Origin of the sequence: Seonamhaeicola sp. S2-3, from assembly GCF_001971785.1 — a bacterium.
Taxonomy (GTDB): Bacteria; Bacteroidota; Bacteroidia; order Flavobacteriales; family Flavobacteriaceae; genus Seonamhaeicola.
The window spans coordinates 2146489-2170771 of the sequence record NZ_CP019389.1; the positions used below are offsets into that span (position 1 = coordinate 2146489).

General features: G+C 33.6%; 13 protein-coding genes. 10 read left to right on the plus strand and 3 right to left on the minus strand.

Going from position 1 to position 24283, the window contains the following annotated elements; all coding sequences use genetic code 11:
• Window positions 1-957: 957 nt before the first annotated feature.
• The 3 genes from BWZ22_RS16955 to BWZ22_RS09780 are packed head-to-tail and all read right to left on the minus strand — an operon-like array spanning window position 958 to window position 3433.
• Window positions 958-1575, minus strand: coding sequence for a hypothetical protein (locus BWZ22_RS16955; protein ID WP_254712340.1), 618 nt, complete (start codon window positions 1573-1575; stop codon window positions 958-960).
• An 8-nt stretch (window positions 1576-1583) separates the two neighbouring features.
• Window positions 1584-2531: a solute:sodium symporter family transporter gene (locus tag BWZ22_RS16960; protein ID WP_254712341.1), complete on the minus strand. Its 948-nt coding sequence runs from the start codon at window positions 2529-2531 to the stop codon at window positions 1584-1586.
• Window positions 2532-2560: 29 nt separating this feature from the next.
• Window positions 2561-3433 (minus strand): inositol oxygenase family protein, encoded by an 873-nt coding sequence (locus tag BWZ22_RS09780; RefSeq protein WP_076699682.1) that lies wholly within the window; start codon window positions 3431-3433, stop codon window positions 2561-2563.
• Window positions 3434-3707: 274 nt separating this feature from the next.
• On the opposite strand from BWZ22_RS09780, the gene BWZ22_RS09785 reads away from it, so the two are divergent.
• From BWZ22_RS09785 to BWZ22_RS09830, 10 genes are all read left to right on the plus strand, one after another.
• Window positions 3708-6788, plus strand: a complete 3081-nt coding sequence (locus BWZ22_RS09785) for a TonB-dependent receptor (RefSeq protein ID WP_076699684.1) — start codon at window positions 3708-3710, stop codon at window positions 6786-6788.
• A gap of 11 nt (window positions 6789-6799) precedes the next feature.
• Window positions 6800-8452, plus strand: coding sequence for a RagB/SusD family nutrient uptake outer membrane protein (locus tag BWZ22_RS09790; RefSeq protein ID WP_076699685.1), 1653 nt, complete (start codon window positions 6800-6802; stop codon window positions 8450-8452).
• Between the two features lie 93 nt (window positions 8453-8545).
• On the plus strand, window positions 8546-10633 hold the full coding sequence (locus tag BWZ22_RS09795) for a GH92 family glycosyl hydrolase (protein WP_083692262.1): 2088 nt from the start codon (window positions 8546-8548) through the stop codon (window positions 10631-10633).
• 3 nt (window positions 10634-10636) lie between these two features.
• Window positions 10637-12259: a glycoside hydrolase family 28 protein gene (locus BWZ22_RS09800; RefSeq protein WP_232225133.1), complete on the plus strand. Its 1623-nt coding sequence runs from the start codon at window positions 10637-10639 to the stop codon at window positions 12257-12259.
• A gap of 4 nt (window positions 12260-12263) precedes the next feature.
• Window positions 12264-14558 (plus strand): GH92 family glycosyl hydrolase, encoded by a 2295-nt coding sequence (locus tag BWZ22_RS09805; RefSeq protein ID WP_076699687.1) that lies wholly within the window; start codon window positions 12264-12266, stop codon window positions 14556-14558.
• 15 nt (window positions 14559-14573) lie between these two features.
• Window positions 14574-16832: a GH92 family glycosyl hydrolase gene (locus BWZ22_RS09810; protein WP_076699688.1), complete on the plus strand. Its 2259-nt coding sequence runs from the start codon at window positions 14574-14576 to the stop codon at window positions 16830-16832.
• A 17-nt stretch (window positions 16833-16849) separates the two neighbouring features.
• Window positions 16850-18289 (plus strand): glycoside hydrolase family 125 protein, encoded by a 1440-nt coding sequence (locus BWZ22_RS09815; protein ID WP_076699690.1) that lies wholly within the window; start codon window positions 16850-16852, stop codon window positions 18287-18289.
• Window positions 18290-21238 carry a glycosyl hydrolase 115 family protein gene (locus BWZ22_RS09820; RefSeq protein ID WP_076699691.1) on the plus strand — a complete coding sequence of 983 codons (2949 nt, stop codon included), beginning with the start codon at window positions 18290-18292 and terminating at the stop codon, window positions 21236-21238. It begins immediately after the preceding gene.
• A 6-nt stretch (window positions 21239-21244) separates the two neighbouring features.
• On the plus strand, window positions 21245-23059 hold the full coding sequence (locus BWZ22_RS09825; protein WP_076699693.1) for a metallophosphoesterase: 1815 nt from the start codon (window positions 21245-21247) through the stop codon (window positions 23057-23059).
• A 273-nt stretch (window positions 23060-23332) separates the two neighbouring features.
• Complete coding sequence (locus tag BWZ22_RS09830; protein WP_076699694.1) at window positions 23333-24208, plus strand: AraC family transcriptional regulator; 876 nt, start codon at window positions 23333-23335, stop codon at window positions 24206-24208.
• Window positions 24209-24283 lie beyond the last annotated feature (75 nt).

Consider the following 24283-nt stretch of genomic DNA (forward strand, 5'->3'; position numbering starts at 1 on the left):
TGGTCCCGAAATTTTTCACTATATTGGTAACGATTTAGAATTTGACTTTCGCTTCGATTTGATTTTCAAAAACAATTGAGTATTCATTTTTGGTTAAATCTTGCCAAGAAAAAAGCAATTTAGCTTCCATTTATGCGCGGGTTACTGTTGATGGGAAACGTGCAGAAATCAGTTTGAAAAGACAACCATCGAAATATATAGATGTGATAAACCTAACGGAAAGATAATTGATGGAAGGATATAATCGAGAGAAAACCACCAAGGTAATTACGATTCCTATACTACCAAAATTGCTAAAGATAATCAAAGCTTAGAAAGACAAGTAAAAACATAAGAACCCAGCTAAAAACACTCTTTCTAAAAATATCAAATCAAAAGCTTAATATCTATCTAAAGGAAATTACCAATTTTTTTGATGTTAAAAAGAACCTTGCATTTCGTATCACCAGACATACATTTGCAGCAAAGGTAATATTGATTAAAGGAGTACCAATTGAAACGGTTTCAAAATTACTACGTCACTCTAGAATATCAACTAACCAAATTTAAGGAAAAGTAATCGAACGCAAAGTAAGTGACGACATGAAAATATTGAGGGAGCGATTCAATGAGGTAGAAAATTTTTTAATTTGAATAAGTTTTTTGTTGAATAGTTGACTCAAGGATAGAAAATCAAAAGATTTTCTGATACTTCGAGGTAATATAAGATTAAGAAATAAATTGATAGCAGGAGGTGTTAGGGTAAATCAAAATTGTGCAATCAATTGAAAATGAATTTATTTAATGTTATTTTGGGGAAAGTATGCCAGACCATTAATTTAGATGAGTAGTAGGTTTTTTAAATTATTCTTATCCAAATTAGGCTAGATTCTTATTGAGTTGTAAAAGGATTTTGTTGCTTAAAACAAAAATCGGTATGATAAATGATATAAAAAAAATGAAAAACACTATTTTTTATCACGAAAGAAAAATATAAAATGATATAGTCATTAGTATTAGTATTATGCCCATTAAATTAACATTAGCCCAATGCTTTTCATTAGAAATATTTACTTTATTGTAGGAAAATGTTTGCACGTCAACTGAATATCTAGAAACTAAAAACATGATTATAAAGTTTAAAACAAACTCAATACCCCATAAATGCACAAAATGAATATCTATATTTAAAATAAAGGTGGTAAGAATATAAAACGTAAACCCAAAAAACAATCCAGCCTTGGCGCCATTGGTGTTTATTTGTTTAAAGAATATACCTGCAATAATTATTGAAGAAATAGGTATAAAAAATATGCCGTTTAATTGCTGCAATAACTGGTAAAGACCATCAGGAGCATAAGCCACTAAAGGAGCTACAGAAATGGCTATAATGGCCAATATAAATGATGATGTTTTACCATATTTTACAAGCTTTGAGTCTGTGGCATTTTTGTCAATTAATTTTTTGTAGATATCTAAACAGAATATAGTGCTTGCAGAATTTAAAACACTGTTAAAAGTGCTTAAAACGGCACCCAGAATTACAGCAGCGAAAAAGCCGTATAAATAGGAGGGGAGTACTTTTTTTACTAGCATGGGGTAAATTAAATCGGGGAACTGTAATATTCATCTTTAAAATAATAGAATGAAATTAAGCCAGGTAACACAATTATGGCAGGAACAAAAAGTTTTAATATACCTGTAAAAATAAGTCCCTTTTGAGCTTCAATTAAGTTTTTCGCACCAAAGGCTCGTTGGATGATAGCTTGATTCATACCCCAGAAATATAACTGATTTATCATTAAGCCTGTAAATAGTACAGAAAAAGGAAGTACCGAATCTGGTTTGCCTATAATGTCAAATTTGTCAGGCGCAAAATTATAAACGGTACTCAAGCCGTTCATCATGTTTCCATTTCCTATTTGATATAATGCAATTGCAGGAATTAGTAAACCACCTAACATGAGTCCTATACCATTTAAAGAGTCTGAATAGGCCACGGCCTTTAATCCACCAAAGATTGCATATAAAGAGCCCGTAATTCCAATAATCAAAACTGTGTAAATTAAAGATTCTTCTTTAGAGATGTTAAACATTTTTGAAAAATCAAAAACACTTTCAATGTTTATGGCTCCAGAGTAAAGCACTATAGGTAATAGTGTTATGACGAAGGATGACATTAATAAAAATGCCACAATGGACCTAATCGAACTATCAAATCGTCTTTCTAAAAACTCAGGAATAGTTGTTAATCCCATTTTTATAAACTTAGGGATAAAATATATTGCGGCTATAACTAGGGCAATCGCCGAGGTAACCTCCCAAGCAATGATAATGATGCCATTTTTATATGAGCTTCCGTTCATTCCTATTAAGTGCTCGGTAGAGATATTGGTCAATATCATAGAACCAGCAATGATAGGTCCGGTTAAGCTTTTTCCAGCTAAAAAGTATCCTTGGGAAGTTGTAAATTTGTCTTTTCTTAGTTTGTAGGAAGTATAAAAAATAACAAATAAAGTAAAGCCAAAAAAGCCTAAGTACGTATATAGCATGTTAAAAAAGGTTGTTTAAAAGAGTTGTCTTAAAACTTTAGTGTCTCTGGCAGGTATTTTTTCACTAAGTTTTCATAATAAGGTTTTAAAGCTTTAACATCCGGTTTTACGGGAGCTTTTGTATATAAATCGTATGGGTTAAATTTTTTAACCCATTCAAACATTTCAATGTCCTTACTGTTCATTAAATGAGAATAGGCTTCTTCACGATGCTGAGCGTAAAATGAGTGATATCTTATTATGTACAGTGCGGGTTCTGGAAGGTAGTCTTTCATTATTTGGTATAGATATTCGTCGTGTCCCCAACTCATTTTAACATGGTTTAACCCACAGTTTGGGCTATAGACCCCATATTTTGTGTTATATTTTGGATTTGAATTGTCTGGGTTATCAGTAAAAAATTCAGGATATACTATTTTGTCTGAAAATTTACAACCAACAGGAAATGTATCTCCAACTACGGCCCATTGCGGTTCACCAAACAGGCACAATACTTTGCCAACATCATGCAAAAAACCCGTAAGAACAAACCAGTCTGGATGCTCATCAGCACGAATAGCTTCAGAGGTTTGTAATAGGTGTTGTAATTGGTCCAAGTCAATATCTGGGTCGCTATCGTCTACTAGTGTGTTTAAAAAATCTATGGCCTCCCAAAGAGACATCTCTTTTTTGTTAAACTTTAAGAATTCCTCTTCCTTTTTACAAACAAAATCATAGGTTTGGTTGATATGATTTAATCTGTAAAATTCCCGAACAGTTTCAGCGCGTTCAGAATCAACATAATTCCTAAAGGCTTCTTTTTCTTTTTTAGGAGTGTTAGGGGCGGGGTATCTTTCAATAAGATTTTCTTCCCAATCATCAATATCTTTTAATGGGTTTTTGTAGTTTTCTTTAATGTCCATTTTTTATAGCTTTAGTGGTAAATCCAAAGTTAACCTGTAAAATGGAAGTTAAGCATGTAAAATCTATTCAATTGTATGTAAAATTAGGTGATAAATAAAAGAATTAAGGAAGAGAGGTTTAAAAAAAAACGCAGAAGGTAATTGTCTTTGCTTACTGTTATATAATTTAAGTATTGTGTAGTGAAAATTACATGCTTTTGAATTGATTTTCTAGGAGACTAGAATATTAAAAATGTAGTTTTAACAAAATTTTACTAACTAAAACTTTAAAATAATGAAACAAACAAAATTACTATTGTTGGTTTTGCTCTTTGGTTTTTCTTTAACCTCATGGGCGCAATCAAATCAAATTTCGGGAGTGGTTCTAGATAACCAAGGTATGCCACTTCCAGGAGCAAATGTTCTAGAGAAGGGAACAAATAATGGCGTTGTTACAGATTTTGATGGCAACTTCACTCTTAGTGTATCAAATATTAATGGTGTGATTACTGTATCGTACGTTGGTTTTACAACTAAAGAAGTGAATTTAGATGGGTCTAGCACCTATAGTATTAAGTTGAGTGAAGATACTCAAAGTTTAGATGAAGTTGTGGTTGTGGGGTACGGTACTGTTAAGAAAAGTGATGCCACTGGATCTGTAGTTTCTTTGGATTCTGAAGCTATTACAGAGACTCGAAAAACCGATGTAGCTGAAGCTGTTCAAGGACAGTTAGCAGGTGTAGATGTTAGGCGTGTAAACTCAAAACCAGGGTCGCCATTGTCTATTAAAATTCGTGGAAACACCGTAATTAGAAATGCTAACGTAGGAAACGATGGTGTAAGTGACGATTTGGGCTTAGATTTATCAAGACCATTATATGTGGTTGATGGTATTTTTGTTGGAGATCTTAGTTTTCTTAATCCAGCAGATATTGAAAAGATTGATGTGCTAAAAGATGCCTCGGCTACGGCTATTTATGGTTCGCGTGGTGCCAATGGTGTGGTAATTGTTACTACAAAATCTGGTATTGAAGGTAAAACACAAATAACATATGATGCTACTTTTGGTGTAAACAATGTGGTAAATGAACCAGATATGTTTAATGGAGATGAGTATGTTGCTTTTGTAAGCGATGTTTTAAGAGGAGAGCAATGGGTTGGAGAATGGACAGATGGTACTGCTACTGTTGAAGACTTCAATAATTTAACAATTGATACAGACAACGAATTTATTGGCGATAGCGAACGTGCTAATGTAGCAAACAGAAATTACACCAATTGGAGAAAATTACTTCGTCATGATATGCAATTGCAAACCTCACATACGTTAGGCATTTCTGGAGGTGCAGATGGATTAGTTTACAATGCTACTTTAGGGTATACGAGTGATAAAGGATTAATGGGGATAGAGGATTTTGAACGCTCTAATATATCGGTGTCATTAACAAAAAAATTTAAAAATAATTTTACTTTAGGAGTAAAAGGGTATTTTACAACTACCGATAGAGAAGCGGGTTCTTTAGAATTGTTTAGAAGTTCGATGAGGTTAGCTCCTACTGTAGAACCTTATAATGAAGACGGAACTATAAAATTGTTGCCAGATGCACAAGATGTAAGATTCATAAACCCGCTTTACGAGGTAGATGGATCTTGGACTGCCAACCAAAGAAATACAAGTTTTATTGCGAATGCATTTTTAGAGTATCAACCCGTAAAATGGTTAAAACTTAAAACCAACTTTGCGCCTTCTTTTGCCTCAGGTCGTGGTGGTGAGTACAGAGGGTTACTAACCAAATCATCTAGAAATGATCAATCCAGAACTCGTGCGGTTTATAATGCGGGTTTCACTAGAAGTTATAACTGGGACAACACTGCCGATTTTAATTTTGAATTTAATGAAAACCATAGTTTAAACGCCACTTTAATTGCTGCTATAAGTTACGAGGATTCTGAGGGATCAGGAATTCAAACTCGAAACTTAAGTTCAGATTTGTTCGGTTTCTATAATACTCAAGCAGGAGCCGATGTAAGAAGTTATGGTACAAGTTTTAGAAAGGAAACTGTTTCTTCATTTGCAGCAAGAGTAAATTATAGTTTATATAATAAATACTTATTAACCTTTACAGGAAGGTACGATGGCGCTTCAAAATTAGCAGAAGGGCACAAATGGGCGTTTTTCCCATCAGCGGCATTAGCTTGGAAAGTTTCAGAAGAAAACTTTATGAAAGACATTAACTGGATTTCTAATTTAAAGTTTAGAGTAAGTTATGGTGAATCTGGTAATTATAATTCAGTAGGAGCTTATGCTTCACAAGCTACACTTCGTCAATTAGATTATCAATTTGGTGATACCTATGCTTTAGGTAATACTTTAGGTAATTTAATTAATGACGAGTTAACTTGGGAACGCTCAAAAGAATTTAACGTAGGTGTTAATGCAGGTTTTTTTAAAGGACGTGTTAGAGCTGAGGCAGAATACTATAATAAGAAAACGGTAGATGCTATTTTAAATAGAAACCTCATGGGGCTTACCTCTTTCTCTGGTACTGTGGGAAATTTTGGCTCAGTAAGAAACAAAGGTATAGAACTATCATTAACAACCGTGAATATTGATACGGGTAATTTTAGATGGCAAACAAGTATAAATTATGCCCGTAATGAAAACGAGTTATTGGCATTAGATGGTGATATTGAAAAACAACCATACGGTAGGCATGGGGTGCTAGAAGTAGGGCAGCCTATAGATGCAATGTATTCCTATGAAAAACTAGGTATTTGGCAAATGGATGAGGCTGCAGAGGCTGCTGTTTATAATGCTGTTCCTGGTATGTATAAATTTAAAGACCAAAATAACGACAACCTTATTAATGAGCAAGATAAAGTGGTTATTGGTAATCATGCCCCAGATTGGATTGGTGGTATGACCAATAATTTTACGTATAAAAATTGGGATTTTAATGTAATGATTTATACAAGGCAAGGTGTGTTTGGACACTCTGAATTCTATCAAAACTTTGCCACTCACAATCCTGATAACGCAAAATTTAATAAAATAGATTTAGATTATTGGACACCAAATAATCAAAATGGTAAATACCCTTTACCTGGAGCTGCACTATCAAATGGGCAGGCCAATGAGTGGTTTTTTGAAGATATGTCTTTTGTAAAAGTAGGAAATATAGGCATGGGTTATTCGTTTCCTGAAACATTAGCTAATAAGCTTCATTTGAGTTCTTTAAAATTATCTTTAAATATTAAAAACCCATTCATTTTTACTGATTATAAAGGGCCAGATCCAGAAACAGGATTACAGAACTCTTACGGAATGGCATATTCTGTACAAACAGCAATTTTTGGTATAAATGTTAGATTCTAAAAAAAAATAAAATGAAAATTCAAAATAAGTTTAAATATATAGTTATGGCTATGGGCTTGTTAGTAAGTCTAGTAGCATGCGATAGTTATCTTGAAGAAGAAAACAAATCAGCAGTAACGGCTGAAAACTATTATACTTCAGATAATGCAATAGAATTGGTAAATGCGGTGTATACTGCATTAAGACAGCCTTATAAGTATTATAGCGAAGCTTTTTTAGGTACAGATCTATTTACTCAAAATGGTCAACTTTTTAGTATAAATAATCTAAATGAGTACAGCAACATGGCATCTGGAGATGGAGCAGGACCATGGTATGGCAATTATTCGGTAATAAGTGCCGCGAATATCGCCATCAATAGATATGAAAATCAAATTTCATGGGAGTCTGCATTAATTGGGCAAAGAGATTTAGGAATAGCGCAAGCCAAAGCACTAAGAGCCTTAGCGTATTTTAATTTAGTGCAACAATATGGTGGAGTTGTGGTTTATTTAGATGAGGTTTCAGAAATCAGATACGATTACGCTCGTTCTTCTGAAGAAGATACTTTTAAACAAATTATAAAAGATTTAGAGGAAGCCATACCGGTTTTAGAAACTGCTCCAGCCGAATTTGGTCGTTTTTCTAAACGTGCAGCACAACATTTATTAGCTGAGGTTTATTTAACAAAAGGTTACAAAGATTTTGGTACAACTCAAGATTTTGAAACAGCAGCGCAACTTGCAGAAGCAGCTATTGGAAGTTATGATATAAGAAGCCAAACGTATGCTCAGGTATTCGATTTTGATAATCAATTGAATCCAGAAATACTATTTTCTATACAATACGGTGCTGAAGGTGTAAATAACAGAAGTAATAATAAAAATGGCATATTTATGAATATTGCTCATAATTACGCTGGAATTTCACGAACAAATAACCCTTATGGTGAACAGTCTTTTTCGGCTATGCCAACTGATTTTTTCTATAGTTTGTTTGAAGATAATGATTCTAGAGATGATGTAACGTTGCATAGAGTGTTATACGCAACTGTAAATTCACCCGCTTCTGAAAACGGCGTAGAAAATATTGCCGTAGGTGATACTGTAGTATACTATCCTAAAACAACTTTACCAGAAGCAGAGTTAAAAGATCGTTTAAACCGTTACTGGGTATTCCAACCATCAGATTATGGTTTTGATGTGGCTGAGGATGTTCCAGGAGCGTTATACCAATATTCAAATAATTTAAATAATGTAAACTTTCCAATTTTTGCAAAATTTGATGAACGCGCACAAGATGGAAATGGGTACAGAGATGTTTTTGTATTTCGTGTTGCAGAAACTCATTTAATTGCTGCAGAGGCTTATTTGGGGGCGAGTAATGTTACTGCGGCCTTACCTCACATAAATAGAGTAAGAGAACGTGCAACCGGAGTGGCAAACTACTACAATAGTTTAACTATTGATGATATTTTAAACGAGCGTGCATTAGAGTTAGCAGGTGAGTCTAATAGATGGAATGTTTTAAAACGTACAGGTAAATTACAGGAGCGTGTTGCCATGTACAATCCACATTTTATAGATCATGGTTCGTTTGATCCAGCTAAACATACAGTTCGACCAATTCCTTCGCAGGAAATAGAACTGTCAGATGGAAGTTTAGAGCAAAACCCTAAGTATTAGTTTAATTCAAAAGCATTTTTTGAGTTAGTTTAGTTGTTTTAGTTTAGAAGGCAGGCGGCATAGTCTCCTGCCTTTGCTTTTAATTACTTGTTTATGTGGAAGTTTTTTTCTTTAACTATATCTTTTAGTTTAACATTATTGTTTCTTGGTTGTAACAAGCAGCATAAAAAGCCTGTTGAATTTGTAGCTACCAATAAGGCAAGTTACATTAACCCATTTATTTGTACCGCAGATGATCACGGACAAACAGATGTAGCCGCAGCGGTGCCTTTTGGTATGGTAAAACCAGCTCCAGACACTAGTCCAATGGCACATTCTGGTTATGATTATGCGGCCAATGAAATAATAGGGTTTTCAAATACGAGATTCTCGGGCGTTGGGTGTAGAGGCGTAGGCGGTAATTTAAGAGTGTTGCCTTTTGTTATTTCAGGTAAAGATTCAATTCCAAATTCGGTAACCTACTCAAAAGAAAATGAAGTTGCCCAAGCTGGATATTATTCCGTAACCCTTAACAATGGTATAAAAACCCAACTTACAGCAACCAGACAAGTAGCCTTTCATCAATATACATTTCCTAAGTCAGAAAAATCTGGTTTTACAATAGATTTAGAAAGCTCTTATGTAGGGCATATATCAGATAACTTCAATATAAATAATGGTGTTGTTAGTGGAGAAATTACAAGCGTGAATGTTTGCAAAAAGGGAGCTTATACATTTTATTTTGCAATTGCTTTTAATAAGGAAACTTCAGAAATAACTAAAGAAGGTTCTAAACTAATAGTTAAATTTTCAACTGCCAAAAATCAAGATGTCCTATTGCGTTGCGCCTTATCGGTTGTTGATGAAAATAGTGCTATTAATAACCTTAAAAATACAAAGACGTTAAGTTTTTCTCAGGTTAAAACACAAGCTTTCCAGTCATGGAACAACTTTTTAAGCACAATTGATGTTGAAACAGAAAATGATACTTTAAAGGAATTATTTTACACACACCTATATCATACCACACAATCGCCTTTCATTATAAATGATGAAAACGGAATGATTAGAGGAAGTAATGGCGAAAAATATAAAGTAGATACACCCTATTATCATGGGTGGTCTGTTTGGGATACTTTTAGAACCAAGTTACCCTTGTTCTCTCTATTGTATCCAAACCAATATAAAGACATGTTATGGTCTTTAAAAGCATTATATAAACAAGGTAAACCCGATTGGGCAACCAAAACGGAGCCTTTTTTAACTATAAGAACAGAACATACTATTCCCGTTTTATTAGATGCGCATCAAAAAGGAATTTTACCTTATTCGTTAGCCGATGTATATAATGAAATGAAAGAAGAAGCAAAACATTTGCCTTTTAAATCTCCTGATAATGTATTAGAGTCAAGCTATGATTTATGGGCGCTTTCTAAAATAGCACAAATACTTGGTAAAGATGAGGATGCTCAGTTTTATAAAAATAAAGCTTTTGAGTATAAAACACTTTGGAAAGATAAATTCTTAGTGATGGATGATAATTCTGATATCATGCATGGCGATGGTTTATACGAAGGGACTTTGTGGCAGTACAGGTGGTTTGTTCCCTTTGATATTCAAGGCATTCAAACGATGATGGGAGGAAAAGATGAATTTGAAAAGCAGTTGGATTATTTTTTTAATAATGAGTTGTTTAATATAGGCAATCAGCCCGATATTCAAGTACCATATTTATACAATTACACCAATTCACCATGGAAAACTCAAGCCTTAATTCATAAATTATTAAACGAGAAAACTAACAATTGGTACGGCACCCATGAAAAATTTAAAACACCAATTGTAAAAAAGATTTTTACGGCAACACCAGATGGTTTTATTAAAGAAATGGATGATGATGCCGGTACCATGTCGTCTTGGTTTCTTTGGTCGTCAATGGGCATGTATCCTATATTTCCAGGTAGTACAGAGGTGGCTTTAACGGCACCACAGTTTAATAAAATAACAATTAAAACTAATAGTAAACCTTTAGAAATTACCACGTCAAAAAAAGGTTTAAACAATATATACATTCAAAAAGTAACATGGAACAACAAAATAGTTAATTCTAGTATTATAGATTTCAATACTATTTCTAAAGGAGGTGTTTTGCATTTTGAATTAGGTGATAAGCCCAATAAACAATGGGGAAAACAAAATTAAATTATGAAATATAGATTAAGTTGTCATACTTCGGTTTTTTGCATTTTTGTAATGATGTTTCTTTTTGGAGCTTGTAAAGATGTTGCCAAAACAAAACCAGTAGATGCTGAAGTAAAAAAAACATACCAAAAGAAAACAAATAACAAGGAATACTTGGTAACAGATTTTGATGTGGTTGGAGATGGTATAACTTTAAATACAATAGCCATACAGACACTAATAAATCGGGTTCATGAAAATAAAGGCGGTACCCTAGTATTTCCTAAAGGACAATATCTTTCTGGAAGTTTGGTAATGAAATCTAACGTAAGTTTCTATTTAAAAGAAGATGCTGTTTTGCTAGGGAGTACCAATCCTTACCATTATAAAGATGTGCCAATGCCAGACAGACCCCAATCGCCAAAAAGAGATGATTACTCTAATATGGCATTTTTAGTAGCTTATAAAGCCAATAATTTTAAAATTTATGGCGAAGGTAAAATTGATGGTCAAGGCAGAAAATTAGCACTGGCGGTAGATAGTTTGCATCATTCAGGAGAACGCATAGATCCAAAATATAACTACAGGCGCATGCGTCCCAACGAAACGGCAAGACCTAAGTTGTTAAGATTTTCTATGTGTAAAAATGTAGGTATATTAGACTTAAACCTTCAAAATGGATCCTGTTGGGGATTGTCATTCGAGTTATGTGAAAAATTAAAATTAGATAACTTAAAAATAGTTAACAGAGCTTATTGGAATAATGACGGTATGGATATTACCGATTGCAGAAATGTGCAAATTACCAATTGCGATGTAAATTCAGCCGATGATGGTATTTGCCTTAAATCTTATTTTCCTAATTTTTATAATGACAGTATTTACATAGCTAATTGCACAATAAAAAGTAGTGCAAGCGCCATAAAATTTGGCACAGCATCATATGGTGGTTTTAAAAATGTAACTATTGAAAATATTGAGGTTTTTGATACCTTTAGATCTGCCATAGCTATTGAAAGTGTTGATGGGGGTGATATTGAGAATATTAAAGTATCTAACATTATAGCTAAAAACACCGGGAATGCTATTTTTATTCGTCTTGGGCATAGAGGCGGAAAAGCCCCCGGAAGTGTTAAAAATATTTATTTAACAGACATCAAGGTTGAAGTGCCTTTTGGAAGACCCGATATTGATTATGATTTAAGAGGGCCAGAGGTAGATTTCTTTCACAATCCTTTTCCTTCTTCCATTGTTGGTATACCAGGGCATAGTATTGAAAATGTGTCTATTGAAAATGTAGAGATTACTTATCCGGGAAGAGCTACAAAAGGGATGGCCTATGTGCCGTTAAGCCGATTAGAACAGGTTCCCGAAAAAATAAAAGACTATCCAGAATTTTCAATGTTTGGCGAATTGCCAGCGTGGGCATTTTATGTAAAACACACCAACAATATCACTTTTAAAAATGTAAAATTACAATTAGAAAATCCCGATTTTAGACCCGCTTTTGTCTTTCATAATGTAAAAGGAGCACACTTAAATGCTGTTAATGTACCAAAAGCAACACAAAAACAATTTGTTTTTAAGGAGCACAAAAATGTCGTGTTTAGTGATAACATAAAAGAAAATAGTCTTATTATTAAATAAACGTATGAAAAATTATATAGTCGCAGTAACCACGGTGTTATTAATGTTTTTTTCTTGTGAAAAGAACAAGAAAGAAACATCTGTTATTAAAGAAAATAAACTCGTAGATTATACTAGTTTAGTGTATCCTACTTTAGATACTGAAAATTCAAGGTGGTTCTTTTTTTCATCAGCAAGCCGTCCTTTTGGTATGGTAAATCTAAGTCCAGATAATGAAATAGATGGCGCTTGGGGCAGTGGTTACCGTTATAAAACCGATACTATAAAAGGCTTTAGCCATATACATGGATGGCAAATATCGGGGGTGTCGGTTATGCCTGTAACGCTTTCTGATGCGAATACCGATAGTGTTTTTAAAGACTTTTATTCAAAATTCAGTCATGATAACGAAGTCGTAACTCCTGGTTATCATAGTTTAGAACTAGAACGTTACCATATCAAAACAGAATTAACAAGTACTACACGCGTAGGTTTTCACAAATATACATTTCCAGAAAACACCAAAAATGCGGTTCTTTTTAATTTAAATACTGTGCTCGGTCCATCAGATAATGCCCAAGGAAAACTGCGCCAAATTAATAAGAAAGAATTTGTAGGTTCGGTAGTGGCAACACCAACCCACAGAAGACCAAAAGCACTAAAGATATTTTTTAAAATAGAACTCAATGCATCTGTAAATACTTTACAAAAAGATGAAGAAACGGGGAACTATTTAATGCATTTTAACAATTTAAAAGAGCCTTTGCTAATGAAAGTGGCTATTTCATATACTTCAGAAGAGAATGCTCAGTTAAATTTAAAAACAGAACTACCTCATTGGGATTTTGAAACCGTTGTTCAAGATTCTAAAGACCATTGGAATTCGTTATTAAGTAGAATAAAGGTTGAAGGCAATACCGAAAAACAACACAGACGTTTTTATACAGATTTATGGCATGCGCTTCAAGGCAGACGTATTATTAGTGATGTCAATGGTGCATATCCAGATAATACAGGTGCTGAATTTAAGATTGGGCAATTGCCATTGGATGCTTCAGGAAAACCAAAATTTAATCATTATAATTCTGATGCACTTTGGGGAGCGCAATGGACATTAAATACCCTTTGGGGATTAGCATACCCCGATATTTATGAGGAGTTTGCCATGTCTTTTCTTCAATATTATAAAGACGGCGGCTTGGTTCCCAGAGGACCATCAGGTGGAAATTACACCTACGTTATGACAGGCGCACCAGCCACACCGTTTTTTGTTAGCGCGATTCAAAAAGGTATTTTGAAGGAAAATCTAGAAGATATTTATGATGCTTTGAAGAAAAATCATTTAGAAGGTGGTATCATGGAAAAAGCGGGTTACGAGCATAAAACCAATATAGGTGGCGGACTCGACTTTTACATGGAAAAAGGCTTTGTGCCACATCCTAACCCGAAAGGAAAGTTTGGCGGGCATCAAGATGGTGCAGGTTTAACTTTAGAATATGCCTATCAAGACTGGACACTAGCTCAATTAGCCTTAAAACTAAATAAGACTGAAGACTATAACTACTTCATGAAGCGCTCTAAAAATTATGCGACGCTTTTAAATGAAGAAGGCTGGATGCAACCCAAAAACATAAAAGGGCAGTGGCAAAAAGAGTATAGCCCATATAATTATGAAGAAGGTTTTATAGAATCAAACGGTGCACAATCTACGTGGTTTGTGCCACACGATTATGAAGGACTTGCTGAACTTATGGGAGGCAAAAAAGAGGCTGTTGAAAAATTAAATACTCAATTTAAAGAAGCAGAGCAATTAAACTTTACATCTGGGACATCTCATGCTTCAGAATTACATCCAGAATATCGTAAAATCCCCATAAATTATGGTAACCAACCATCTATTCAAACAGCCTTTATTTTCAATAAATTAGGTCGACCAGATTTAACCCAATATTGGTCAAGAAAAGTTACTTCTAAAGTTTTTGGCGGTTTATCTCCTTCAACAGGATATAATGGCGATGAAGACCAAGGACTAATGGGAAGCCTTGCTGTATTAATGAAAATTGGGCTGTTTCAAGTAAATGGTGGTACAGAGGGAAATCCAGAGTATCAAATTGGTAGCCCTATTTTTGATAAAGTAACTATTCAACTACACTCAGACTATTATACGGGTGAAACTTTGCAAATTAAAATGACAAATAATAGGGCTTCTAATTCAGGAGTTAATAAAGCGATATTTAATAACAAGGAAATTGAAATGTTTACAATATCTCATAAAGAGTTAGTAAATGGTGGTGTTTTAGAGCTATTTATGGAAAAATAAAATACATGATATTTTATGAAATATCTTAAAATTGTACTTATTACAATAGTTTTTTATAGTTGTACGAAAAAAGAAGTGCAGGAACCTAATGTATTACACTATGTTGATCCGTTTATAAGTACGGAGGGTGATCATGGGCATTGGCATCCGTCGGCATTATCGCCTTTTGGAATGGTTAAATTAGGTCCAGATACATACCCTAGTAGTTTAACAGGGGATGGAGATTGGGCTCATTCAGGCTATAATTACGCCGATACTAGTGTTCGTGGTTTTAGTCATTTAAGAACAGGAAGTTCGGGAGGCGGACATATTTATGATCGTGCAGGGCTTGTGTCGTTAATGCCATTCTCCTTGGTTAAAGATAGTAGTTGGCTAGCATCGCCTATTGAAGCTATAGATAAAAAAACAGAACAAGCTAGTCCTGGTTATTATAGTGTGTTATTTACCAATGATAGTATAAGAGTAGAGCTTTCAGCAACACCCTACGTGGGCTTCCATAAGTATTCTTTTAAGGAAAATAGTCCAGCTAAAATTCTTTTTTCAGCTGGAAAAATAGATTTTAATCAAATCATAACTTTCAAACAAATAGATGAAACAACCTTGGAGGGTGAGTTGGATGTTCAAGGAGGAATATACTTCGTTGCAAAATTTAGTCATCCATTAATGGAAGTAAAAAAGCTTTCTGATGAGGTTGTTGCATTAGAATCACAATCTACAGGAGCTATTATCTGTTCTTTTGGAAATTTAAATACCCCTTTAATGGTAAAAGTAGGTCTTTCTTTTACCGGAATTGATGGTGCTCGAAAAAATTTAGAAGCAACCTGTAAAGGCTGGGATTTTAAAGAGGTGAAAGATGAAGTAGCCAATTCATGGGAAAAACAATTGTCTTCAATTAATGTAAAAGGCGAAAATAATAGAGATAAAAGAATATTTTATACCGCTTTGTATCGAACATGTTTTTTACCAATTGTACAATCTGATTTTGATGGAACTTATAAAGGTTTTGACCTAGAATTACATAAGGCTAAAGGTTATAAATATTATAATGGTTTTGCTTTTTGGGATTCTTTCAGAACCAAGTATCCTCTTTATAGTTTGTTTGCCCCAGACGTGTATTCGGATATAGTGAGTTCTATTTATGATACTTATAAGCAAGCGGATAATTGGGATCCATTTCCTAATAGTAATCACAAACCACATAACTCTCCTTTATTTAGAGCTAATGGTAAAAATGGTTATGGTAATTTTAGTACTGTAAGACATGAACATATGCTTATGGTTATGACCGATGCTTATTTCAAAGGGTTGTATCATGATGTCTTAGATATAAAGAAAGTTTACCCACATTTAAAACATGAGGCTTTATTGCAAATGCCTGAAAGCTATGATGATATTGGCTATATTCCCAAAAGACCAGACCAAACAGGAGAATATTGTTGGGATAGTTGGTGTTTAGCTAAATTAGCAAAACATTTGGGTGAAGATCAAGATTTTACTTATTTTAATAAACGTTCAAATTATTGGAAAAATACGTGGGATTATAATATCAAATTTTTTAGAGCAAAAGATAAAGATGGAAATTGGTTAGATTTCCCAAAAGACCCACGAGAAAATCGTGAAAAGTACACATACGAAGGTACTAAATGGCAATGGAGGTGGAATGCATTACACGATGTAGATGGTATGGTTGAAGCCATGGGAGGGAAAAATTCGTTCATAGATTCACTCAATTATTTTTTCGAAAACAATTTATACACTGCAGGTAACCAAATAGATTTGCATGCCCCTTTATTGTTTAATAGAGCAGGAGCCCCATGGCTGACTCAAAAGTGGATGAATAGATTGTTAACAAAACCCAACACCCAACTATACGGCACTCACGGGTATTTTGAAACACCCATAACAGATTATATCTATAAAGATACACCCGATGGATTTTTAGAAGAAATGGATGGCGATTTTGGTTGTATGTCTGCATGGTATAATCTTGGCGCAATTGGTTTATATCAAATATGCCCAGGAGATACAAAATATCAAATTAGTACGCCTATTTTTAAGGAGGTATCTATCAATTTAACAAATAAGAATACAACGGTTGAAACATTTCAGATATTTACAAAAAATTTCTCAAAAGAGAATATTTATATACAATCTGCTAAGTTAAATGGAAAGGAGATAAATAGATCGTGGATAGATTATTCTGAAATAGCTAAAGGAGGTACTTTAGAGTTAGTTTTAGGTGCAACACCTAACAAATTATGGGGTGTAAATTAGTCTTAAAAAATCATATAATGAGTACTAGACGTAAATTTTTAAAACAAGGCACATTAACAGTTACTAGTTTGGTTATAGGTTCGGCTTCAGCTATGCAATGGGCGGTTCAAAGTAAAAAGTACGTGTCAAACAGACCAAGTTTAAACAACCGAACTTTTGTAAGTAATGAAGTTGAGAAGGTTATAAAAAAAGTAAAAAAAGGAATACGTAGCGAAGAGTTAGCGTGGATGTTCGAAAATTGCTTTCCAAATACTTTGGATACTACCGTAGATTTCGAGTTTATAAATAATAAACCAGATACCTTTATTATTACGGGCGATATTGATGCCATGTGGTTGCGCGATTCTACAGCTCAAGTATGGCCTTACTTACCTTTGGTTAACAATGATAAAAAACTAAAAAACCTTTTCAAAGGTTTAATCAACAGGCAAACCAAATGCATTTTGCTAGACCCTTATGCCAATGCATTTTATAAAGATGTTGCGAGAGAGACCAAATGGAAAGATGATAAGCCAACACCCAAGCCAGGAGTTCATGAGCGTAAGTGGGAGATAGACTCTTTGTGCTACGCTATTCGTTTATCTTACGGATATTATAAAGAAACTGGAGATACCTCAATTTTTGATGAAGATTGGGACAAAGCCATGAGATTAGCTGTAAATACCTTAAGAACAGAGCAGCGAAAACAAGGAGAAACGCCTTATTATTTTGAGCGTGTTAGACGAAATAAAAATGTTACAGCACCATTTAGCGGAAAAGGCAGGCCAATAAAACCAGTAGGGTTAATATGTTCTGCTTTTAGACCTTCAGATGATGGCACCATGTATCCATTTTTGATTCCGTCTAATTTATTTGCCGTAGAATCATTAGCGCAATTAAGTGAAATTTATAACAATGTTTTAAAAAATTATTCATTTTCAAATGAATGTAAATCATTTTCAGAAGAAGTATTACAGGCTGTAAATACGTATGCCATTTCAGAACATTTAAATTACGGAAAAGTGTATGCTTATGAAGTAGATGGCTTTGGAAATCAAGTATTTATTGATGATCCAAACATTCCTTCATTAATAGCAATGAAATATTTAATGAACGAGCGGTATTACGATTTAGAGGTATATAAAAATACAAGGGCTTATCTCTTAAGTGATGATAACCCTTACTACTTTAAAGGAAAAGCAGGAGAAGGGCAAGGTGGTCCACATGCAGGATTAGATACCATATGGCCCATGGGTATTATTTTAAGGGCGATGACTAGCGATAGCGATGACGAAATTGTTTGGTGTATTAAGCAACTGATGAATACCCATGATGGTACAGGCTTTATACACGAAACGTTTCATAAAGATGACGCTTCTAAATTTTCTAGATCATGGTTTGCTTGGGCAAATACACTATTTGGCGAGTTAATTTTAAAATTATATAACGAGAAGCCAGAACTCTTAAAAACCATTTAAATGAAATATACATATTTGACTGCGCTGTTTTTGATTTTTTGTATAAGTTCTTGGAGTCAGCAAACTATCAAGTTCCCAATAGTTGAAAACGGAACCATGGCATCAATTACCATTGATGAAAAAGATGCTAAAGTTGTTGCTTTAGCTTCTAAATTCTTATCAAACGATGTTAAACAAGTTTCAGGAAAAAATATGGTAATCAATAAAAAAAAAGCGAAATATCAAATTATAGCAGGAACATTAGGAAAAAGCAAATACATTAATCAAATTGTTTCAAAAAACAATATGGATGTTTCTCAAATTAAAAACAAATGGGAAACTTATAGTATTCAAGTTATAAAAAAACCTTCACAAAATGTCGAGAAAGCTTTAGTTATTATTGGTTCAGACCGAAGAGGAACAGCTTATGGATTATTAGAAATTTCTAGAATGATAGGTGTTTCCCCGTGGGAATGGTGGGCCGATGTTACCCCAACAAAGCAGGAAAATATAGTGCTTCATATAGAAAATAAAATTTATGGAGAACCATCAGTAAAATACCGTGGCATCTTTTTAAATGACGAAGATTGGGGATTGCAACGGTGGTCGGCATTAAATTATGAACCAGAAACAGGCGATATTGGTTCAAAAACTTATGCTAAAGTATTTGAACTTTTACTGCGTTTGCGTGCCAATACCATTTGGCCTGCAATGCATAAATGTACCAAAGCATTTTACCATTATCCGCAGAATAAAATAGTGGCAGACGATTATGCCATAGTTATCGGTACATCACATGCAGAGCCTATGTTATGTAACATTAATGCAGAATGGAATCATGATATTATGGGCGATTATAGATATGATACCAATTCAGAATCTATAAAAACGTTATTCAAAAAGCGTGCTAAAGAAACTGCAAATTTTGAAGGTATTTATACCCTTGGTATGCGTGGAGAACACGATTCTCCTATGATTGTTGGGGAAGATGATACCCAATCGCAAGTAAAACTATTAGAACAGGTTATAACAGATCAACGCAAGATTCTAAAAACAAATTCTAAAAAAGGTGTTATAAAACCTCAGGCTTTTGTGCCGTACAAAGAGGTGTTGCATTACTACCAAAGTGGATTGAATTTACCAGAAGATGTTAGTTTGGTTTGGACCGACGATAACTACGGTTACATGCGCCAGTTAAGTAATGCCAAAGAGCAAAAACGTAGTGGTGGTGCTGGTGTTTATTACCATACATCGTATTGGGGAAGACCTCATGACTATTTATGGTTGAACTCTACAAACCCCGTTTTAATGTGGGAAGAAATGACTAAAGCATATGAGTTTGGTTCGCAAAATATCTGGATTTTAAATTGTGGTGATATCAAACCTCATGAGTACAATATAGAATTGTTTTTGGATATGGCTTGGCATATTGATGCTTTTAAAAATAACGATGCTGTTAAAAAACATCATATAAATTGGAGCGCAAGAGAATTTGGGAATAGTAATGCAGAAGCTATTACTAATTTAATGTTTGATTATAACCAATTAGCATTTCAGCGCCGACCAGAATTTATGGCTTGGAGTCAAGTAGAACCCGTTACTAAATCGGGTAAAACCGAGTTAACTCAGTATCATTATTGTGATGAGGTTTTTAAGAGAATTGAAGCGCACGAAAACCTGATAGACCAAGTAAAACAGTTAAAGCAAACTATTCCCAGTTACAGAGCAGATGCATTTTATCAGCTAGTTTATTACCCAATTGTTGGCGCATCAAACTTAAATTTAAAATGGCTTTACAGTTATAAAAATGAGTTTGTGGCTTCACAAGGACGAGAGAGTGCTAAGGATTTTGCATCGAAATCTTTAGAGGCTTACAAAACTATTAAAAAAGAAACCGACTATTTTAACAACACACTTCAAAACGGTAAATGGAAGCACATCATGAGCATGTCGCCTAGGCACTTACCTGTGTTTGCAGAACCTACAGCGTCCATTCCTTTAACAGAAAAACATAACACTTTGGGTATAGCCATAGAGGGGTATCAAATGGAGGTAAATAATGAGATTATAAACTCTTATGCCGATGTTTTTCCTGTGTTTAATGCTTATACTAAAAATAAGTACTATATGGATGTGTTCTTAAAGGGACAAGGCGAATTGGAGTGGGAATTACAACCTAAAGCCGATTGGATTATACTTTCTAAAACCTCCGGGAAATTAGATAAAAACCAATTAGAAGAGCGTATTTGGGTTACTATAGATTGGGATAAAGTACCACAAGGCGAAAATAAAAAGGAAGCTCCGTTAGGGCATGATTACCAGCTAATACCACCAAGCTACAAAGTGAATTCGGCCATAGATGTAATAACAAAAAACAAAACTACAACGCTTGGTGTTTCAGTCTTCAACCCAAAATTTAAGAATTTAGAAGATTATAAAGGTTTTGTTGAAGACAAAGGTTTTGTATCAATAAACGCTGAAAATTATACTAGAAAAACTAAAGGAAAAGAAGCTGAATGGACTACCTTTAGTGGTTTAGGCTATACAGGAAATGTTAGCGTAGCTCTTCCGCGAAGCGCAACTTCTGAAACTCGTGTTGAGGCTATAAAACAAAATAGCCCTGTTTTGGAGTATGATTTTTATACCTTTAATTTTGGGGAGGTAGATGTGTTTTTGCAGGCTGTTCCTACACATGCTTTTAATAATAATTCAGGTGTGCGTTGTGCAGTGGCTATAGACAATGCAGAACCTGTAATAGTCGATTTTCAAACCTTTGGCAGAAGTGAAACTTGGAAACAAAATGTGTTAAAAAATGCATCGGTTAAATCCGTTAAGCAAATAGTAAACACGTCAGGAAAGCACAAATTAAAGATCTGGATGGTAGATCCTGGAGTAATGTTAGACCAAATTTTAATAGATTTAGGAGGTTGGAAAACTTCGTATGCATTTCCACCAGAAACCAAAATGTAATATTATATGCGTAAACTTATTGTATTCGTACTTTTTGTACTATCTGTATTTTCTTGTTTAGAAAAGAAAGACAATAAAAGTTTTCAAGTAGCCTTTATGGCCGATGTGCACTTACAAGATATTTACGGAAGCTTTTCAGATAATAATTATAAAGGTGTTTTAAATCCGCAAACAGGCAAATATACCTTAGCCAGAACAATGCAATCTCAATTGCAATCTACAAGACTATTTAACGAAAATTATTTTGCATTTTTGGCCGCTTTAGATAATGTAGTCTCTCGGAATATAAAATATGTGGTATTGCCAGGAGATTTTAGTGATGATGGCCAAATGCTCAATATTAAAGGTTTAAAAAGTATACTAGATAGTTACACAAAAAATCATGGCATTAAATTTATTCTAACCACGGGCAATCACGATCCTGTACGTCCATTTTATCAAGAATCTGGTAAAGAAGATTTTCTTGGAGAAGGAGGCCAACAAAAAGCTATTTTTAGTTCGAAAAAAGCATTCAATTCAAAAGACAATTCTAAATTAAAACCGGTGTTCACAAAAGATATCGCCAAATTAGGATATACCGAAATTCTTTCAGAATTAAGGGACTTTGGTTTTTTTCCAAAGAAAACTGATGTGTACTGGGAAAGTCCTTTTTCAAACTATAATTATTCAGATTATACTTTTAAAGACGCTGCAAAACAAGCAGAATTAGATAATAGAAAGTATAAAATGGAACCCAATGGATCTGAAATTCCAGATGTAAGTTATTTGGTAGAACCAGCAGAAGGCATTTGGTTTTTAGCTATTGATGCTAACGTGTATGTCCCCAAAGATGAAAACACTTTTTCTAGCGCAAGTATTGGCTATAATAATGTGTTAACGCATAAAAAACATCTTTTTAAGTGGATAAAAACCATTACTAAACGCGCAAAAAGACTTAATAAAAAGCTAGTTGTATTCAGTCATTACCCAACGGTAGAATTTAACGACGGAGCCTCAGAACATATACGAATGCTATTGGGAGAAGATAAAATGCAACTCCATCGTGTTCCTCAAAACGAAGTGGCCAAGGCATTTATAGAAGCGGGTGTTAAGGTACATTTTGGAGGTCATATGCACATAAATGATACTGGTGTTGCAGCCTTTGAATTAGGTACTTTGGTAAATGTGCAAATACCTTCGTTAGCCGCTTATATCCCTGCGTATAAAATTGCAACATTTTCATCTAACGAGATTGAAATTAAAACTATAGTAATAGATTCCGTTCCTAGATTTAAGGAACTATTCCCACTTTACAAACAAGAATATGCCTTTTTAAAAAATAATGATGAGAAAGCATTATGGGATTCTACTATTTTAGAGGCGAAAAACTATAAGGATTATACCCAAAACCATTTAAAAGGACTAATTAATAATAGGTTTTTAGAAAACGAATGGAACATGCCGTTTACCCAATTTTTACTAGGCCTAAATAAAAAAAGTGTTGCTGAGTTTGTGTCAATTGAAGAAACAGCTTTAAAAGATTTTGATGACTGGACAAGTTTTGATATGTTGTTCGATTTGTACCGCTTACGTTCTGCAGATGTCTTGGCATTTGATGATATTGGAGAAAAAAATATTGAAAACTATAGAAGCATTATAAATTCTTACTTAATTCATTTTAAAGAGGTTAATGAGCCTTCAGAAATAGAAAATGACTTTTTACAATTCTGTATAATCTTCAAAAGGTTTTTAAATGGAGCTCCAAGTACTAATTTTAGTGTTGATTTAAGTAAAAGTAAAAGTAAAATTATACCGAGTGATAGTAAATTTTATTCAAATTAGATTCTTTTCAATTCATTTAACTTTTAATCTAATAGACTTAATGTTAAAATAAGTTCAATCTAGAAAACTCGTTGCTATAATACTAACTTGCTCATTTTAAAGATGTATTATTTAAATTAGCTATTATGAATATTATGCTATGGAGCCTTAATGATAAATATTTTTTAATTAAAACTTAATAAGTTTAATTAGTTGAATGTTTTAAAAATGTGTCAATAATAGCATAATTATATTTAATTTTAGATAAGTTTTAAAATACGTTAATACTCAAGAATGAAAGCATCATTTTACAAAATTCTTTTCGATGAAGAAACTCCTTTTCGGTGTACATATTTGGATAAACCTAATTTTGATATGCCGTGGCATTTCCACCCTGAGTTAGAATTAACATTAATATTAGAAAGTGAGGGGATAAGATATATAGGAGATCATACATCTAGATATAAAGCTGGAGATTTAGTTTTGGTAGGTTCAAATTTGCCTCATATGTGGGTAAATAATAGCACAGAGACTTCTGCTAAAAATAAAAAATTTAATAGAAGTATACGTATTACACTTCAATTTCCTCCAGATATGATAGATAATATGTTTAAAAAAGCTCAAGAGTTACAACCCTTAATTAGGCTTTTTGCACTAGCACAAAGAGGTATATCATTTTCTCAAAAAACAAGTAAAGAAATTAAACCTCTATTTCTGGAAATTAATGATAAAACAGGACTCAGAAGATGGATATCTGTATTTAACTTATTATTTAAATTAACAGAAGCTGAAGGTTATAAATTATTAGCTAGCCCAGGATATTTACCACAGTTAACAAGGAAAGACCACGGATTAGTAAATAAGGTGTTTAACTACATTGAAACACATTTTAAAGATAAAATAACCCTACAAGAAATGGCAGATTTAGCATGCTTAACCAAACCCTCCTTTTGTCGTTTGTTTAAACAAAAAACAGGAAAAACGTTTTTTGATTTCTTAAATGAATATCGTATTAATTATGCAAAACGACTTTTATTAGATTCTAATAAAGAATCTATAAATACTATAGCACTACACTCTGGCTTTCCTACCATTCAGCATTTCAATAAAAAGTTTAAAGCTCTGAATAATGGGCTTACTCCAAGTCAATTTTTAAAAGTTAATGCTTAGGTAAAATAGAACCCCAAAAAACCGGCTAAACTCTAATGTTAATATTGGCTCATTATTAGTGATTTTAATATCATA

Excerpts from the sequence above, each read along its gene's own strand:
- BWZ22_RS09805 (WP_076699687.1), top strand. The coding sequence starts at position 12,264 with ATGAAAAATTATATAGTCGCAGTAACCACGGTGTTATTAATGTTTTTT.
- BWZ22_RS09785 (WP_076699684.1), top strand. The coding sequence starts at position 3,708 with ATGAAACAAACAAAATTACTATTGTTGGTTTTGCTCTTTGGTTTTTCT.
- BWZ22_RS09780 (WP_076699682.1), bottom strand. The coding sequence starts at position 3,433 with ATGGACATTAAAGAAAACTACAAAAACCCATTAAAAGATATTGATGAT.
- BWZ22_RS16960 (WP_254712341.1), bottom strand. The coding sequence starts at position 2,531 with ATGCTATATACGTACTTAGGCTTTTTTGGCTTTACTTTATTTGTTATT.
- BWZ22_RS09800 (WP_232225133.1), top strand. The coding sequence starts at position 10,637 with ATGAAATATAGATTAAGTTGTCATACTTCGGTTTTTTGCATTTTTGTA.
- BWZ22_RS09810 (WP_076699688.1), top strand. The coding sequence starts at position 14,574 with ATGAAATATCTTAAAATTGTACTTATTACAATAGTTTTTTATAGTTGT.
- BWZ22_RS16955 (WP_254712340.1), bottom strand. The coding sequence starts at position 1,575 with ATGCTAGTAAAAAAAGTACTCCCCTCCTATTTATACGGCTTTTTCGCT.
- BWZ22_RS09815 (WP_076699690.1), top strand. The coding sequence starts at position 16,850 with ATGAGTACTAGACGTAAATTTTTAAAACAAGGCACATTAACAGTTACT.
- BWZ22_RS09790 (WP_076699685.1), top strand. The coding sequence starts at position 6,800 with ATGAAAATTCAAAATAAGTTTAAATATATAGTTATGGCTATGGGCTTG.
- BWZ22_RS09820 (WP_076699691.1), top strand. The coding sequence starts at position 18,290 with ATGAAATATACATATTTGACTGCGCTGTTTTTGATTTTTTGTATAAGT.
- BWZ22_RS09825 (WP_076699693.1), top strand. The coding sequence starts at position 21,245 with ATGCGTAAACTTATTGTATTCGTACTTTTTGTACTATCTGTATTTTCT.
- BWZ22_RS09830 (WP_076699694.1), top strand. The coding sequence starts at position 23,333 with ATGAAAGCATCATTTTACAAAATTCTTTTCGATGAAGAAACTCCTTTT.
- BWZ22_RS09795 (WP_083692262.1), top strand. The coding sequence starts at position 8,546 with ATGTGGAAGTTTTTTTCTTTAACTATATCTTTTAGTTTAACATTATTG.